Below are 17699 nucleotides of genomic sequence, written 5' to 3' on the forward strand. Positions count from 1 at the left end.
CTATTCACCTCGAAACTTCATCACTATTTAAAATTTTACACAAAAACGGGAAGGGTGGGAAGAGAAAAATAAAACAGCTTTAGCACATAGGCACTAAAGCTGTTACAATCTTGTGTCTTTCCAAAAATTTACCTTGAGATGAGAAGAAGGATTATAGGGAAGAAGTTTGTATCCTTGTGACTGTAAATAATCAATTACTTTTGGCAGTATTTGTACGGTTACACTCGAATCATGCATTAAAATGACTTCTACTTGTTCATCACTTTGATTACGTACTCTTTCGAGTATGGCAGAAGGATTGTCATAGCTTTTCCAGTCGTATGTATCGATTGTCCAATCCCACATTTTATACTGGGCCGATACAAGTGCGTCACGGTAATTCTTTTTTAAGTAAGGCATACTACCATATGGAACGCGAACGAGATGTGTATTTAATTTCGTAACTTGCTGGACAATGCTTTGTGTTTGCTCCATTTCTGCAATTAAAGTGGAAGGGTCACCAGTGTAAAGGCGTTTTACATCATGTGACATGCTGTGGAGACCGATATAATGTCCTTCTTTAATTAATCTTTGCATCGTTTTTGTGTAATGTGGCACTTTTCCGCCAATAACAAAGAAAGTTGCTTTTCCGTTCTTTTCTTTTAAGATGTTTAAAATTTGTGTAGTATATTTGTTTGGCCCGTCATCAAATGTTAAGTACGCAATTTTTTGTGTAGGAGAGGTCGTTTCAGTATTTGGATGATATTCAGCAGGAATAACAGTTGTTGCTTCAGTATTAGATGATGCGTACATAGTAATGGTTAAAAATAAAATAATACATTGCAATACTCGCTTGATCATAACATTCACCCTCAGTTTGACAATCAAGATGTAAAAAGAAAACTTGATACGTTTCTTATTATGTATATCTTTCTCCAATAGAGGAACTCTCAAACAATCTATATTTTGGAAATGTAAAATAATGAATAAAAAAATAGCATCCTCTTATAAGAAAGAGGGTGCTATTTGAATATTTCATAATGGTAAAGGCTATACTACAATTAGTCTTCGCGTTTTTTCACTTTTTTATAAAAGGAAATAAGTGGTTTGTAACGTTCATGTACAAGCCCGATTATTTCAGCAATGATTTCTGTGAAGAAAATCAAAGCGAAAAGAAGAATAATGGATAACCATAACGTTGCACTAGTGAAAATAATGGCATTTACACTAAAGAAAATACCGAATGCGTATATTATTAGTACCGTTTTGCGATGAGAGAATCCCATTGCAAGTAAGCGGTGATGTAAATGCGATTTATCTGGTGCTGAAATAGGTTTTTTATTTACGATACGACGGATGATTGCAAATATCGTATCAAATATAGGTACACCTAAAATGATAATTGGAACAATAAAACTGAATAACGTTACACTTTTGTATAATCCAAGTAACGATATAACAGAAATACAGTATCCTAAAAATAGTGCTCCTGTATCTCCCATGAAAATTTTTGCTGGATGGAAGTTGTAGAATAAAAATCCAATTGTACTTGCTAATATAATTAATGCGAGTGGCAAGATAATCGCTGTTCCAGTACCCCATGGGCTAGTGAAGGCCATATATGCTAGCGTTGCAAGTACGATAGATGAAATCCCAGCAGATAATCCATCTAAGCCGTCAATTAAGTTGATTGCATTCGTAATACCTACAAGCCAAAATACTGTAATTGGATAAGCAAGCCATCCAAGTTCAGTATCCCCAAGGAATGGGATATATAATACTTGCACTAATAATCCACTTTTTACAATCATAATGGCAACTAACAGTTGTCCACCGAATTTTACTCTCGCAGATAACTCGTACATATCATCTAAAATTCCGATGATTACAATGATAATCGCACCTAGCGTTATCGATAACATTCTTTGCTCATATAAGCCGCCGACAACAAATCCTACAGCTACACCGATAAAGATTGCTAAACCGCCAAGACGTGGCATAATCTTTTGGTGCACTTTACGTGCGTTTGGCTTATCTGTCGCTCCTATTTTAAAAGCTAATTTAATAACTAAAGGAGTAACGACGAGTACAGTGATGAAAGATGCCAAAATGGCATAAATCACTTGTGAGTCCATTAATACCCCACCCTTTATAGTCTAACGTAATTTTTTTTTTGAAAATATATTTATCTGAAAATTATGATGTTTATTTACAGGCTCATAACATATGGTATCACAAAAAGATTAGAATTCAATCTTTTTTTCTTTTTACGGTTAATGGAAGCGGATAGAATATATGACAATTGTATATAGAATATTGAATCATATAAGAAGGTTAATCGTACTGGACTTTGGAATATGACATTTCCTCTTTTTCTTCGATAGTGAATACTTTTAGTTCAGTATTATAAGTGTTACACGTAGAAATGAGTAAGTCTCGTGTTAAAATGTGGGAATTTATCTGGAGTGAGCTGGTAACTGGATTCCCAATGATTAAGTTTCACTTTATATTATAGTGCATTTAATTTTACAAAAACTTTAAAAAGAATGAGGGAAGTAATTCATATAATGAAAAAGGAAAAGAGTTTTCTCATTTTTAATGTGAGAGGGGGAAGCACAGGGAGAATTCTATATTTCATATCTTTTCTATTGTATATTCCTGTGCGAAAAGGAAATGAAAATTACGATAGTAGGTACTGGATATGTTGGGTTGATTACAGGAGTAGGATTGGCAAAGTTGGGGCATTCAGTTACATGTTTTGATATAGATGATGAGAAAATTGAACGGATAAAACAAGGGGATTTACCTATTTATGAGGTTAGATTACATGAATTAATAAATCATGCATATGAGAATAATGCTTTAACTTTCACATCAAATAAAGAAGAGGCGTTTGAGGATGTAGAGTTTATATTTATTGCAGTTGGAACACCACCTTTATTAGATGGGACGGCGGATTTAACGTATATTCAGAGTGCTTGTAATGATATTGGAGTATATGCGACGAACGATATTATTGTTGTTACGAAAAGTACAGTTCCAGTAGGTACAAATGATGTAATGAAAGGATGGATTGAGGAGGAGTTAAAGGGGAGATATACATTACATATCGTATCGAATCCAGAGTTTTTGCGTGAAGGTTCAGGTATTTATGATTTCTTTCATGGAGATCGTATTGTAATTGGAGCAGATAGTGAGGAAGTAGCAAGAAGAGTAGAGAGTTTGTATAGCAAATTACGCTTAGAAACGTATGTTACAGATATTAAAAGTGCAGAGATGATTAAATACGCGTCGAATGCCTTTTTAGCTACAAAGATTAGTTTCATTAATGAAATTTCAAATATATGTGAGAAGGTAGGCGCAAATGTATTGGATGTTGCTAAAGGGATGGGAATGGATAAGAGGATCGGTGCATCTTTTTTAAATGCGGGTATTGGATACGGGGGATCATGTTTTCCAAAAGATACGAAAGCGCTGGTGCAAATTGCGGGAAATGTTGCTCATGATTTTCGTTTGTTAAAAGCGGTTATTGAAGTAAATAATAAGCAACAACTGCTATTGATTGAAAAAGCGAAAAAAGTCATGAACATGAATAAAAAGCGGATTGCAGTTCTTGGCGCATCCTTTAAACCGAATACGGATGATATTAGAGAGGCATCATCTCTTATTATAATAGAAGCATTAATTAATATAGGTGCAGATATTGTTCTTTACGACCCAAAAGCAATTCAATATGTGAAAAATATATTTGGAGATGCTATACAATATAGTAGATGTATAGATGAATCGATTAGAGATGCGAGTGCGGTTTTTATCGTAACAGAATGGGAAGATATTCAAACTTATCCGTTAGAAAAGTACGTACAACTTATGAGGGAGCCTATTTTATTTGATGGGAGAAATTGTTATACTGATGAAGATGTTAAGAAACAAAAGATAGATTATTACTCGGTGGGAAGAAAAAGTATTTGTAATAGAAAAGTTTCTGTTATGCGTTAAAAAGGGATGTACTCATACATATTTTTATATGTCATAATAGAAGCTGTAATTAGTGAAAGAAAAGAGGCAATCACATGACTGAACGTTTAAAAGTAATGACAATTTTCGGGACACGTCCAGAAGCAATTAAAATGGCACCTCTTGTATTAGAGTTGCAAAAACACCCAGAAAAAATTGAATCGATTGTGACTGTAACAGCACAACATCGCCAAATGTTAGACCAAGTATTAAGTATCTTTGGAATTACGCCAGATTTCGATTTAAATATCATGAAAGACCGCCAAACTTTAATTGATGTTACAACGCGTGGCTTAGAAGGTTTGGATAAAGTAATGAAAGAAGCGAAGCCGGATATTGTACTTGTACATGGTGATACAACAACAACATTTATTGCAAGCTTAGCTGCTTTTTATAATCAAATTCCAGTAGGTCATGTTGAGGCGGGCCTTCGTACGTGGGATAAGTATTCTCCATACCCAGAAGAGATGAATCGTCAATTAACAGGTGTAATGGCGGATCTTCATTTCTCACCAACAGCAAAATCAGCAACGAACTTACAGAAGGAAAATAAAGATGAGTCACGTATTTTCATCACAGGAAATACAGCGATTGACGCGCTACAAACGACTGTAAAAGAAACATATAGTCATCCTGTACTAGAGAAACTTGGAAATGATCGTCTTGTACTTATGACAGCTCACCGTCGTGAAAACTTAGGTGAACCGATGCGTAATATGTTCCGTGCAATTAAGCGTCTTGTTGATAAGCATGAAGATGTACAAGTTGTGTACCCTGTTCATATGAACCCTGTTGTTCGTGAAATAGCAAATGAAATTTTAGGTGAACATAACCGTATTCATTTAATTGAGCCGCTAGATGTAATTGATTTCCACAATGTTGCAGCTCGTTCATACTTAATGTTAACTGATTCTGGTGGTGTACAAGAAGAAGCTCCATCACTTGGGGTACCAGTTCTTGTTCTTCGTGATACAACAGAGCGCCCTGAAGGTATTGAAGCAGGTACGCTGAAATTAGCAGGAACAGACGAAGAGACAATCTTTGGTCTTGCTGATGAGTTGTTATCAGATAAAGAAGCTCATGATAAGATGGCGAAAGCATCTAATCCTTACGGTGATGGTCGTGCATCAGAGCGTATTGTAGAAGCAATTTTACAACACTTTAATAAGTAAATAAAAAAGGCCCAATCGGATAGATTGGGCCTTTTTGTTATGGCTGATTGCGCATAATCCACTCTGCATGAGCATTTGTAGAAGGTGGCGGATCAGTTGGTGTTTTATTTTGGTTTGTTTCTTTTTTTGTTTGTTCGTTAGAACTTGAATTTGAATCAGGATTTGAGTTGTTTTTTGTAGTTGGATTTTTTGCTTTTTCTCCTAATTCTTTTTCAATTTCGTTACGCACCGTTTCTACACTGATTGGATCTGGAAGGAAGTAATAAATACCGCCTATCTTTTTGTCTTCGCCTTCAAGCTTTAACGTTTGCATTGTAGAAGGATCAAATCCAGAAATTTTATTGTAAAGAGCAAGTCCGTCTGAAATAGGAATGTCGGTTTTTATATATTTTCCAACGACAGCCGTTAAATCTTTAATTTTAAATACAGTAGATGTGGAGTTTAGTTTATGAGCAACAGCGGCCAGTAATTGTCTTTGTCTAGCAGCTCGACCATAATCGCCATTTGGATCTTGCTTTCGCATACGGACGTAAGCAAGTGCTTCTTCACCGTTTAAGTTTTGCTGTCCTTGCTTAAATTGAATTTTTTTGTAGTAATCCACGTCAGAGCGCTCCCAGAAATCGAAGGGTACGTCAACAGTAACACCGCCAACAGCATCAACGATACCTTTAAAGCCTTGGAAATCAATTTTAAGATAATGGTCTACAGGAACTTTTAGAAAGCCTTCGACAGTTTTGATTGCCATTTCTTCTCCGCCGTAAGCATGGGCAGCGTTAATTTTGTCTTCTTTATTTTTACCAACAATTGTAACTCGAGAATCACGAGGAATACTCATAAGTGAAATCTTTTGCGTTTTCGGGTTGACTGTTGCAAACATTAATGAGTCTGTACGACCATTTTGACCGTCTGTCGCATAATCTTCTATACCCATAATGAGAATTGTAAAAGGTTCCTTTGTAATTTCTACATCTTTGTTTCTTAAATCCGATTTTTCACGAGTAAAACCACTATACATCCCCATAAGAGAAGAGTAAGAATTTAACACATAAACTCCTATACTGCCAAATAAAAATGCGAAAATAAGGAAGAAGAAAAGTTTCCTTCTTCGTTTCTTTTTTATTCTGCTATTTTGGAGATGATAATAACGTTCTTCCATATATAATCTCCTTAGTTCGTTAGTTCATTTGTAGGGAAGTAATTCACTACATTAATCTTTAAAGGTGATAAAAGAGTTATGCTTAGATAACATCTTGTTCTAAGTACAACATATCTCCTTCTGTAATTGTACATTTCCCGTTTGTTAATTCAATCATCCAATCTGTAAAGGCTTGTTTGCCGTCTTCTTCAACATACGTATCAAATGTGACATTTTCTAGATAATGTATATCTTTAATGGCATATTTTGAATTGCGTAATTCATTTTCCACTTTGCCAAGTAATGTGTAATCAATCTCGGTTTGCATCACACGCATTAGTTTTCGCTGGACAACACCGACATGATTAATGCCTTCGCTTGTACACTTTCCATATGCACGAATTAATCCACCTGCGCCAAGTTTAATGCCACCAAAATAGCGTGTTACGACAACAACGGTATCTTTTAGTCCACGTTTTTTAAGTACTTCTAGCATTGGTACGCCAGCTGTACCGCTAGGCTCGCCGTCATCATTTGCTTTTTGAATATGATCTTGTTCGCCAATTAAATAAGCGGAACAATTATGTGTTGCATTCCAATGTTGTTTTTTTATTTTTTGTATAAATTCTTGAGCCTCTTCCTCAGTCGTTGCTCGACTAATATAACAAATAAATCTTGATTTTTGAATGACGATTTCGTGTTCGCCGTAGTCTTTGATTGTTAAATATTGTAATAGCACTTGTATACGCCCCTATCTATCAAAATGACTAGTACTTTCCATTTTAAAAGCGAGCCTTTTTATATTCAAACATTTTTTCTAAATACGTTGAAGTTTTTGGTGATTATTTTATCTTTTTGTTGTAATTTGTCGAGATGGTGAGTATAATTTCAACCGGCATTTCCCTGTATGGATGCACCATTTGTAGTTTTCGTGTAAAATTAGGAAATAAAACTTTTTATAAGGCAGGTACGAAAATGAAAATAGCTATTGTTACTGATAGTACAGCATATATACCGAAGCAAATTCGTGATGAACTCAATATATATATGATTCCATTAAACGTTGTGTTTGGAACAGAATCTTATCAAGAAGAAGCTGAAATTTCAGCAGATGATTTTTATGTGAAAGTACGTGAACAAGAGGAACTTCCAAAAACTTCTCAACCAGCAATCGGAAAGTTTGTTGAGCTATATGAAGAACTAGCTAAAGATTATGATGCAGTTATTAGTATTCACCTATCAAGTGGAATTAGTGGTACATATCAAACATCAACAACAGCTGGACAGATGGTAGAGGGTATTGATGTATATACGTATGACTCTGAAATTAGTTGTGAAGTACAAGGATTTTATGTGCGTGAAGGTGCAAAGTTAGCAAGTGAAGGAAAGAATCCAAAAGAGATTATCGCTCGTTTTGATGAAATGAAGAAAACGATGGACGCCTATTTTGTAGTTGATGATTTACATCATTTGCAACGTGGTGGTCGATTAAATAGCGCGCAAGCTTTCATCGGCAGTCTGTTACAAGTGAAGCCAGTTTTATATTTTAGAGATAAAATCATTATTCCGTTTGAAAAGATTCGTACACGTAAAAAAGCATTAAAACGTATCATTGAAATTTTTGATGAGCAAGCAAGTAAAGGTGTACCTATGGAAGCAGTTATCATTCATGCGCAACGTGAAGAGGAAGCGAATGAATGGAAGAAAGAATTAGAAGCAAAATATCCTCACGTCACAATTCGTACAGGTTATTTTGGAGCTGTAATTGGTACGCACTTAGGTGAAGGTGCATTAGGTCTTGGATGGTATACGAAGTAATAAAGATATAAAAAGCTCTCTTTTTAAGAGGGTTTTTTTACGGGTATGTTACGTTTAGTTGACAAGTTAATATTTGGAAATGGTAAAATGTACGTAAAATAAAATAATGAGGAAAGTTTTATAACTTACTTTTTACAAGAAACTATATTATAATAGAAGAGAGGTGAAACATATGGAGCATAATTCTTGTTTATGTCCAAAGTTTGAGTCAGCTTTTACTTTGCTTAGTAAGAAATGGACTGGCTTAATTATTAAATCTTTGCTTGAAGAGTCGAAACGTTTTAGAGAAATCGCAGATATTATCCCAAATATGAGCGATCGTATGTTGTCAGAGCGTTTGAAGGAATTGGAAAGCGAGGGCATTGTAGTTCGTAATGTTTATCCAGAAGTACCAGTTCGAATCGAGTATGGCTTAACTGACAAGGGAAAAGCGTTAGAAAGTGTTATGGATGAGGTCCAAAATTGGGCTGAGAAATGGATGAAGTAGCATTTCATTTGTATTCGTATATTTAATAAAACGTAAGGGATTCCTTACGTTTTTTCTTTGTTCACAGAAGTGAGAAAAGTATATAAATTTCTACACATACATACAAAAATATACGAATTTTGCGCTAGAGCTACAAATAATATTACATTTGTTTTACAAAAACGTAACATTAGCAAAAAAAATCCCGAATTATGGTATAAATTTTATAGGTTATATACGGAAAAAGAAAAAAGAAAGCGGTGTAAAAAATAAAATGAAAAAGCTAAAAATGGCATCTTGCGCATTAGTTGCAGGGTTAATGTTTTCAGGACTAACACCAAATGTATTTGCAGAAGATAAAATTTCTGACGTGAAATCACAAATTAATACACAAAATGACACTTTACATAAACAACAACAAGAACGTGATGAATTACAAAAACAAATGAATGACTTAAACAAAACAATTCAAGGTTTAGATAAGTCTGTTCAAGAGAATGCTGCAAAACTTGATGAAACAACGAAAAAAGTTTCTGATACTGAGCAATTAATTGAAAAGAAAAATAAAGATATTGCAGAATTACAAACAAAGATTGCAAAACGTGAAGAGTTATTAAGAAAGCGTTTAGTTGCACTTCAAGAACAACCAAATACGAACGTTGTAACAGAAGTTCTTGTAAACTCTAAAAACGTTGCAGATTTAGTTGATCGTTTAACTTCTGTTTCTAAAATTCTTGAGTCTGATGAAGATATCATGAAAACACAGCAAGAAGATCAAGCTAGTGTGAAAAAAGATGTTGCAACGGTAAAAGAGAAACAAAAAGAATTAAAAGAAGCACAAGCTCAAATTGAAACTGCTAAGAAAGAACTTGACGCTGAAAAAGAGAAAAAAGCAACAGCGGTAAACGATTTAAGCGGTAAAATGGATACAGTTGTAACTTCGATGACAAGTACGGAAGGTCAATTGAAAGAGCTTGAGAAACAAGCATTACAATTACAACGCATTGCAGAAGAAGAAGCACAAGCAAAAGCTGCACAAGAAGCTGCTGCTCAAAAACAAGCAGAGCAAGCTGCTAAAGCTGCGCAAGCTCAGCCAGCACAAGCACCTGCAGAGCAAGCTGCACCAGCAAACAATGGTGGACAAGCTCAAAAAGAAGAGCCTAAAAAAGAAGAACCTAAAAAAGAGGAACCAAAAAAAGAAGAGCCTAAGAAAGAAGCACCTAAACAAGAAGAGAAAAAGCCAGCTCAAAATGTGGGTGGCGTAATTGGTAAAGCACAAAGCTATTTAGGTTTACCATATGTTTGGGGAAGTGCATCTCCATCAAACGGTGGTTTTGACTGTAGTGGATTCATTTCTTACATCTTTGGTGTAGGTCGTCAAGACGTTGCAGGTTACTGGAACTCAGTTTCTAAAGTAGGTAGCCCACAACCAGGAGACTTAGTATTCTTCCAAGGTACTTATAAAGCAGGTCCATCTCACATCGGTATTTACGTTGGTAATGGCCAAATGATCCATGCTAGTGATAAAGGAATTGCGTACGGTGACATTAACAGCTCATATAACCAAAAACATTTCTTAGGTTACGGTCGATTCTAGGATTTATAAAAGAATAAAAAACGTGTATAAAGTCGATAGCTTACTATTTTATAAGTAGGTTATCGGCTTTTTTGAGTTTTTACGGGATTTGAAGAAGGGTTTATAGTAGTGCTGGAGGTGATTGTTGATGCTGGCGGGGAAACAGTTGCTATTAGACGAACTTTCTTCAGATTTACAGAGGGAATTAAATGATTTGAAAAGGAAGGGAGAGGTCATATGTGTACAAGGTGTAAAAAAGAAGAATTCTAAATATATGTGCCAACGCTGCGGAAATGTAGATCAGCGGCTATTTGCGTCGTTTTTATGTAGAAGGTGCAGTAAAGTGTGCACATATTGCCGGAAGTGTATAACGATGGGGAGGGTAAGTGAATGTGCTGTACTTGTTCGCGGGATTGCTGAAAGAAAGAGAGAAAAGAAATTAAACTTGTTACAGTGGAACGGGAAGTTGTCTACTGGTCAGAATTTGGCGGCACAAGGTGTTGTAGAGGCTATTAAGCAAAAAGAATCATTTTTTATTTGGGCTGTATGCGGGGCTGGGAAAACAGAGATGTTGTTTTACGGTATTAACGAAGCGCTTCAAAAAGGAGAAAGAGTTTGTATCGCAACGCCGAGAACGGATGTTGTTCTGGAATTAGCACCGAGATTACAAGAAGTATTTCCATATATAAAGGTAGCGGCTTTATATGGAGGGAGTGTGGATAAAGAAAAAGATGCAGTACTAGTCGTTGCGACCACGCATCAATTATTGCGTTATTATAGGGCGTTTCATGTCATGGTTGTAGATGAGATAGATGCTTTTCCATATTGTGCAGATCAAATGTTACAGTACGCGGTAAAACAAGCGATGAAAGAAAGGGCGGCGCGTATTTATTTAACTGCGACTCCAGATGAAACGTGGAAGCGAAAATTTAGAAAAGGTGAACAAAAAGGTGTTATTGTTTCTGGACGATATCACCGTCATCCTTTGCCAGTTCCTTTATTTTGTTGGTGCGGGAATTGGAAAAAAAGCCTCATTCATAAAAGAATTCCTCGAGTTTTACTACAGTGGTTACAAACATACTTAAATAAAAAACATCCTATTTTTTTATTTGTCCCCCATGTGCGATATATAGAAGAGATAAGCCTGTTGTTAAAATCATTAAACAAGCGAATTGAAGGTGTACATGCAGAAGATCCGGGGAGAAAAGAAAAAGTAGCGGCTTTCAGAAAAGGAGAAATCCCATTATTAGTTACAACGACAATTTTAGAGCGAGGCGTAACGGTGAAAAATTTGCAAGTAGCGGTTTTAGGGGCTGAAGAAGAAATATTCTCAGAAAGTGCACTCGTACAAATTGCGGGCCGAGCAGGGCGGAGCTTTGAAGCACCGTATGGAGAGGTCATTTATTTTCACTATGGTAAGACAGAGGCGATGGTGCGCGCGAAAAAACATATTCAAGGTATGAATAAAAATGCCAAAGAACAAGGATTGATCGATTAATGCATTGTTTACTTTGTGATGAGTGTTTTGTAGAAAAGGTTAGTTGGTACACTTTTTTTGTAAAGTGTCATAGAAAATATATATGTGATAGATGTGAGCAGAAACTTTCCTATATTATAGGAGAAATTTGCATGGAGTGCGGCCGACCTTTAGAATTTGTTCCTGCCTCATTTCAAGAAAACGGTATTTGCATAGATTGTATAAGGTGGATGAATGAGGAGAAGTATCGTCCTTTTAAAAACCGTTCGTTATACATGTACGATAATGAGATGAAAGAAATAGTAGCACAGTTTAAGTTTCGGGGTGATGCAGAGTTAGTGCGCATTTTTTATCGTCCTTTTCGAAGTTTATTTCAAAAGTATTTTGCTGATGTTTCAAACGTTATCGCTGTTCCGCTTAGTAAGGAAAGGGAAGTTGAACGTGGCTTTAATCAAGCAGAGTTATTAGCAACTTGTTTGCCTGTCCGTATTTCTGATTTTTCCTTAAGACGGCGAGAAACAGAAAAGCAAAGTAAGAAGACGCGTAAAGAAAGGGTGTCAGGAAGCAATCCTTTTTATTTTCAGGGAGAAGAGATGTTTTGTGGGCAACATATTTTACTCGTTGATGACGTGTATACGACAGGAATTACAGTTAGGCAAATCGGAAGTTTGTTATATGAAAGAGGGGCAAGGGAAGTATCTAGTTTGACACTTTGTAGAAGTTAATATGGCAGTGTCGAAAGGGATAATAAAAAGGCGATAAGTCTTCTTTGACTTCATATGTTGTCATTCGTTATAGTCAAAATATGGGGCGAATGCCCTGATTTTTAGAGTGAAGGGAATGGAATGAACATGCAAGGACGAGTGAAATGGTTCAATGCAGAAAAGGGATTTGGATTTATTGAGCGCGAAGATGGTGACGATGTATTTGTCCATTTTTCTGCTATTCAACAAGATGGGTATAAGTCATTAGAAGAAGGGCAACAAGTAGAGTTTGACATTGTAGATGGAGCACGTGGACCACAAGCAGCTAATGTTGTAAAACTGTAGGAATATTGTTTTTGGGAAGAGAAAGCTGCATTTGTGGCAACGTTATATATATGGTAGAACCTCTTGTTTTTCGCAAGGGGTTTTTTGTTATAGGGTAAGTTGTCAAAAAGTTGTTTCTTTTCCGTAACGAATTGGCCACAGTTATATTCGTTATTCACGATGTTAATAGGATAAAATAAAGATAGAAACGATGCATCTTTTCATTTCAACAAAAAACGATAAAAAAATCGCAATTCCACTAATTTTTTTAAAAAAGTTAGAAGGAGTTTTTAAGCCAGTGTCGAAATTATAGTACATAGGCTTGAAAGGAGGAATTCATCTATGAAATTCAACATTCGTGGTGAAAATATTGAAGTAACTCCAGCATTAAAGGAATATGTAGAGAAAAAACTAAGTAAGTTAGAACGTTATTTTGATACTTTCCCAGAGATTAAAGTTAATTTAAAAGTATACTCTGACAAGCAACGTGTCGAGGTAACAATACCATTTACTGATTTATTACTTCGTGCAGAAGAAACTAATAGCGATATGTACGCTGCTATCGATTTAGTAGTTGATAAAATTGAGCGACAAATTCGTAAACATAAAACAAAAGTAAATCGTAAGTTACGTGAGAAAGGTTCTATGAAAACAAACTTTATCCTTCCAGAAGCAGTAGCTGTTATGGATGAGGTAGAAGAGGATGAATTAGAACTTGTACGTACAAAACGATTCGATTTAAAACCGATGGACGTTGAAGAAGCGATTCTACAAATGGATATGCTAGGACATAATTTCTTCGTCTTCACAAATGCTGATACAAATGAAACTAATGTTGTATATGGCCGTAAAGATGGGAAATACGGTTTAATCGAAACTAAATAATAATTCGAAAGCGCAGCCGAATGAGGCTGCGCTTTTTTTGCTGAAAATAGATTTTTAAAAAACTTTTCTTAATTTAGAACGAGACATTCGGCCGATTGTTGTCATAGTTATAAGACAAGTGTTACAATTATCATTAGGTATATACATTTTAGTTTTTTTAATTAGGAGAAAAATTGGCATAACATACATTTGATTTTTACAACGACTGATTGTAATAGAGAAAAAGAAAACAATCGGAAGTTTTATTTTAATAAAAGAGGAGCGTATTTCCTATGATCGGTATTTTAAAAAAGGTGTTTGATGTAAACCAACGCCAAATTAAACGTATGCAAAAGACAGTTGAGCAAATTGATGCATTAGAGTCATCTATTAAGCCACTAACTGATGAACAATTAAAAGGAAAGACGCTTGAATTTAAAGAACGTCTAACAAAAGGTGAAACAGTAGATGATCTACTACCGGAAGCTTTTGCAGTTGTTCGCGAGGCGGCAACTCGTGTTCTTGGAATGCGTCCATATGGCGTACAGTTAATGGGTGGTATTGCCTTACATGAAGGGAATATTTCTGAGATGAAAACGGGTGAAGGTAAAACGTTAACATCTACATTACCTGTATATTTAAATGCTTTAACAGGAAAAGGTGTTCACGTTGTTACAGTCAATGAATACTTAGCACAACGTGATGCGAACGAAATGGGACAACTTCATGAGTTCCTTGGCTTAACGGTAGGAATTAACTTAAATAGTATGTCACGCGAAGAGAAACAAGAGGCTTATGCTGCTGATATTACGTATAGCACAAATAATGAGCTTGGATTCGATTACTTACGTGACAACATGGTTTTATATAAAGAGCAGTGCGTTCAACGTCCACTTCATTTTGCTATTATCGATGAAGTCGATTCTATTTTAGTCGATGAAGCACGTACGCCGCTTATTATTTCGGGACAAGCTCAAAAATCAACAGAGCTATACATGTTTGCAAATGCATTCGTTCGTACGTTAGAAAATGAAAAAGAGTATTCATTTGATGTGAAAACGAAAAATGTAATGTTAACAGAAGATGGTATTACGAAAGCAGAGAAAGCTTTCCATATTGAAAACTTATTCGATTTAAAACATGTAGCACTTCTTCACCATATTAATCAGGGGCTTCGTGCACACGTTGTTATGCACCGTGATACAGATTATGTTGTACAAGAAGGCGAAATCGTAATTGTAGACCAATTCACTGGTCGTCTTATGAAAGGTCGTCGTTATAGCGAAGGATTACACCAAGCAATTGAAGCAAAAGAAGGTGTAGAAATTCAAAATGAAAGTATGACGCTTGCGACAATTACATTCCAGAACTACTTCCGTATGTATGAAAAATTATCTGGTATGACTGGTACAGCGAAAACAGAGGAAGAGGAATTCCGTAACATTTACAATATGAACGTTATTGTAATTCCAACAAACAAACCGATTATTCGTGATGATCGTGCTGATTTAATCTTTAAATCAATGGAAGGTAAGTTCAATGCTGTTGTTGAGGATATTGTAAATCGTCATAAACAAGGGCAACCTGTTCTTGTAGGTACAGTTGCAATTGAAACTTCAGAGCTTATTTCAAAAATGTTAACGCGTAAAGGTGTACGTCATAACATTTTAAATGCGAAAAACCATGCACGTGAAGCAGATATTATTGCGGAAGCTGGTATGAAAGGTGCTGTAACGATTGCGACGAATATGGCTGGTCGTGGTACAGATATTAAGCTTGGAGATGATGTGAAAATCTTCGGTCTAGCGGTTATTGGTACAGAACGTCATGAAAGTCGTCGTATTGATAATCAGTTACGTGGTCGTGCTGGTCGTCAAGGGGACCCTGGTGTGACGCAGTTCTACTTATCGATGGAAGATGAATTAATGCGCCGATTTGGTTCAGATAATATGAAAGCAATGATGGATCGTCTTGGTATGGATGATTCTCAGCCAATTGAAAGTAAAATGGTTTCTCGTGCGGTAGAGTCTGCACAAAAACGTGTTGAAGGAAATAACTATGATGCACGTAAGCAGTTATTACAATACGATGATGTACTTCGTCAGCAACGTGAAGTGATTTATAAGCAGCGCCAAGAAGTAATGGAATCGGAAAACTTACGTGGCATTATTGAAGGTATGATGAAATCTACAGTAGAACGTGCTGTTGCGCTTCATACACAAGAGGAAATTGAAGAAGATTGGAACATTAAAGGTCTTGTTGACTACTTAAATACAAACCTTCTTCAAGAAGGAGACGTAAAAGAAGAAGAATTACGTCTCCTTGCTCCTGAGGAAATGAGCGAACCGATTATCGCGAAATTAATAGAGCGTTACAATGACAAAGAAAAGCTTATGCCAGAAGAGCAAATGCGTGAGTTTGAGAAGGTTGTTGTATTCCGCGTTGTAGATACAAAATGGACAGAGCATATTGATGCGATGGATCATCTTCGTGAAGGTATTCATTTACGTGCTTACGGTCAAATTGATCCACTTCGTGAGTACCAAATGGAAGGATTTGCAATGTTCGAGTCAATGGTTGCTTCTATTGAAGAGGAAATTTCTCGTTACATTATGAAAGCTGAAATTGAACAAAACTTAGAACGTCAAGAAGTTGTTCAAGGTGAAGCTGTTCATCCATCTAGCGATGGCGAAGAAGCGAAGAAAAAGCCAGTTGTAAAAGGTGACCAAGTGGGCCGCAACGATTTATGTAAATGTGGTAGCGGTAAAAAATATAAAAACTGCTGTGGTATTGTTCAGTAATATAGGGCGGTAGCTTTGGCTGTTTTGCAAACTTTTATATCAAAAATGTATAATTAAGAAGGGTTAAACTCTCTCCGTAATAAGTGGAGAGAGTTTCCCTTGTTTTCATACGAAAGTAACAGCAATTACATAGAGGTGAAGGAAATGGAATTAGTAGAAATTAGACAGGAATTAGAGAAAATGGCTAAGCGATTAGCGGCTTTTAGGGGGTCTCTTTGACCTTCCTACTAAGGAGAAACAAATTGCAGAATTAGAAGAAAAAATGATGAGCGCAGGATTTTGGGATGACCAACAAGGCGCGCAAGCTGTAATTAATGAAGCGAATGCGTTAAAAGATATGGTTGGAAGTTTCCGTCAATTAGATGAAACGTTCGAAAATTTAGAAGTAACGCATGAGCTTTTAAAAGAAGAATACGATGAAGATTTACATGAGGAATTAGAGTCAGAAGTAAAAGGCTTAATTCAAGAAATGAATGAGTATGAGCTTCAGTTACTATTAAGTGATCCTTATGATAAAAATAATGCAATTTTAGAATTACATCCAGGTGCAGGTGGAACTGAGTCACAAGACTGGGGTTCTATGTTATTACGTATGTATACACGTTGGGCTGAAAAACGTGGATTTAAAGTAGAAACGGTTGACTATTTACCGGGTGATGAAGCTGGTATTAAGAGTGTAACTTTATTAATTAAAGGTCATAACGCTTACGGTTACTTAAAAGCAGAGAAAGGTGTACATCGTCTTGTACGTATTTCACCATTTGATTCTTCAGGTCGTCGTCATACATCGTTCGTATCTTGTGAAGTTGTACCAGAGTTCAATGATGAAGTTGAAATCGAAGTACGTACAGAAGATTTAAAAATTGATACGTACCGCGCAAGTGGAGCGGGTGGGCAGCACGTTAATACGACAGATTCAGCAGTTCGTATTACACATACACCGACAAATACAGTTGTAACGTGTCAGTCGGAACGTTCTCAAATTAAAAACCGTGAGCATGCGATGAAGATGTTAAAAGCGAAATTATATCAAAAGAAACTAGAAGAACAACAGGCACAATTAGATGAAATCCGCGGGGAACAAAAAGAAATCGGATGGGGTAGCCAAATCCGTTCTTACGTATTCCACCCGTATTCTCTTGTAAAAGACCACCGTACAAATACGGAGGTTGGTAACGTACAAGCAGTTATGGATGGAGAGATTGATCCATTTATTGATGCTTACTTACGTTCTCGCATCTAATAAGTGAAAAAAAGCCAACTAAATTGTTGGCCCACGCTGAGGATATAGAGGATATAAAGAATTTGATTTTATTTTTATAGATGAAGTAAAGAGGAAGAGAAGTTGGAAACGACAACTTCTCTT

General features: G+C 36.0%; 15 protein-coding genes. 11 read left to right on the forward strand and 4 right to left on the reverse strand.

The genetic code is table 11. The annotated features are described in order from the left end of the window. Positions 1-102 precede the first annotated feature (102 nt). Positions 103-840, reverse strand: coding sequence for a polysaccharide deacetylase family protein (locus DN403_RS05050; RefSeq protein WP_000597185.1), 738 nt, complete (start codon positions 838-840; stop codon positions 103-105). A gap of 200 nt (positions 841-1040) precedes the next feature. After that, positions 1041-2114, reverse strand: a complete 1074-nt coding sequence (locus tag DN403_RS05055) for a glycosyltransferase family 4 protein (protein WP_000378320.1) — start codon at positions 2112-2114, stop codon at positions 1041-1043. A gap of 538 nt (positions 2115-2652) precedes the next feature. Between DN403_RS05055 and DN403_RS05060 the strand changes: the two genes are divergently transcribed. Continuing rightward, positions 2653-3978, forward strand: coding sequence for a UDP-glucose dehydrogenase family protein (locus DN403_RS05060; RefSeq protein ID WP_016078169.1), 1326 nt, complete (start codon positions 2653-2655; stop codon positions 3976-3978). Between the two features lie 74 nt (positions 3979-4052). Then, positions 4053-5168, forward strand: a complete 1116-nt coding sequence (gene wecB, locus DN403_RS05065; RefSeq protein WP_000140145.1) for a non-hydrolyzing UDP-N-acetylglucosamine 2-epimerase — start codon at positions 4053-4055, stop codon at positions 5166-5168. A gap of 37 nt (positions 5169-5205) precedes the next feature. Here the strand turns inward: wecB and DN403_RS05070 are convergent, their stop codons facing one another. Both DN403_RS05070 and DN403_RS05075 read right to left on the reverse strand, forming a co-directional pair. Beyond that, complete coding sequence (locus DN403_RS05070) at positions 5206-6324, reverse strand: LCP family protein (protein WP_000392802.1); 1119 nt, start codon at positions 6322-6324, stop codon at positions 5206-5208. An 82-nt stretch (positions 6325-6406) separates the two neighbouring features. After that, entirely contained in the window at positions 6407-7042 is a 636-nt protein-coding gene (locus DN403_RS05075; protein ID WP_000926669.1) for a YigZ family protein, read from the reverse strand. Between the two features lie 236 nt (positions 7043-7278). On the opposite strand from DN403_RS05075, the gene DN403_RS05080 reads away from it, so the two are divergent. The 9 genes from DN403_RS05080 (at position 7279) to prfB (ending at position 17576) form a co-directional block, all read left to right on the forward strand. Then, positions 7279-8121, forward strand: a complete 843-nt coding sequence (locus DN403_RS05080) for a DegV family protein (protein WP_000684725.1) — start codon at positions 7279-7281, stop codon at positions 8119-8121. A gap of 172 nt (positions 8122-8293) precedes the next feature. Continuing rightward, positions 8294-8608 carry a winged helix-turn-helix transcriptional regulator gene (locus DN403_RS05085; RefSeq protein WP_000400857.1) on the forward strand — a complete coding sequence of 105 codons (315 nt, stop codon included), beginning with the start codon at positions 8294-8296 and terminating at the stop codon, positions 8606-8608. 148 nt (positions 8609-8756) lie between these two features. Then, positions 8757-10184 (forward strand): C40 family peptidase, encoded by a 1428-nt coding sequence (locus DN403_RS05090; RefSeq protein WP_000499487.1) that lies wholly within the window; start codon positions 8757-8759, stop codon positions 10182-10184. A 127-nt stretch (positions 10185-10311) separates the two neighbouring features. Next, complete coding sequence (gene comFA, locus DN403_RS05095) at positions 10312-11661, forward strand: ATP-dependent helicase ComFA (protein ID WP_002083580.1); 1350 nt, start codon at positions 10312-10314, stop codon at positions 11659-11661. Next, the gene (locus tag DN403_RS05100) at positions 11661-12365 is read left to right on the forward strand and encodes a ComF family protein (protein WP_149185326.1); all 705 of its coding nucleotides are present in this window, start codon (positions 11661-11663) and stop codon (positions 12363-12365) included. Before comFA ends, DN403_RS05100 begins: the two co-directional genes overlap by 1 nt. 126 nt (positions 12366-12491) lie before the next feature. Beyond that, on the forward strand, positions 12492-12689 hold the full coding sequence (cspC, locus tag DN403_RS05105) for a cold shock protein CspC (RefSeq protein ID WP_001990088.1): 198 nt from the start codon (positions 12492-12494) through the stop codon (positions 12687-12689). Between the two features lie 321 nt (positions 12690-13010). Beyond that, positions 13011-13553 carry a ribosome hibernation-promoting factor, HPF/YfiA family gene (gene hpf / locus DN403_RS05110; protein WP_000671187.1) on the forward strand — a complete coding sequence of 181 codons (543 nt, stop codon included), beginning with the start codon at positions 13011-13013 and terminating at the stop codon, positions 13551-13553. 272 nt (positions 13554-13825) lie between these two features. Next, positions 13826-16333 carry a preprotein translocase subunit SecA gene (gene secA / locus DN403_RS05115; protein ID WP_149185327.1) on the forward strand — a complete coding sequence of 836 codons (2508 nt, stop codon included), beginning with the start codon at positions 13826-13828 and terminating at the stop codon, positions 16331-16333. A gap of 144 nt (positions 16334-16477) precedes the next feature. Then, positions 16478-17576, forward strand: a protein-coding gene (gene prfB, locus DN403_RS05120) for a peptide chain release factor 2 (RefSeq protein ID WP_097807990.1) whose coding sequence is annotated in 2 segments (ribosomal slippage) — positions 16478-16549 and positions 16551-17576 — 1098 coding nt in all. Because the reading frame shifts where the segments join, the coding sequence is not laid out codon by codon here. The last annotated feature ends 123 nt before the right edge of the window (positions 17577-17699 follow it).

It is taken from the genome of Bacillus sp. AY2-1, from assembly GCF_008368965.1.
In the GTDB taxonomy this organism is placed as follows: domain Bacteria; phylum Bacillota; class Bacilli; order Bacillales; family Bacillaceae_G; genus Bacillus_A; species Bacillus_A thuringiensis_S.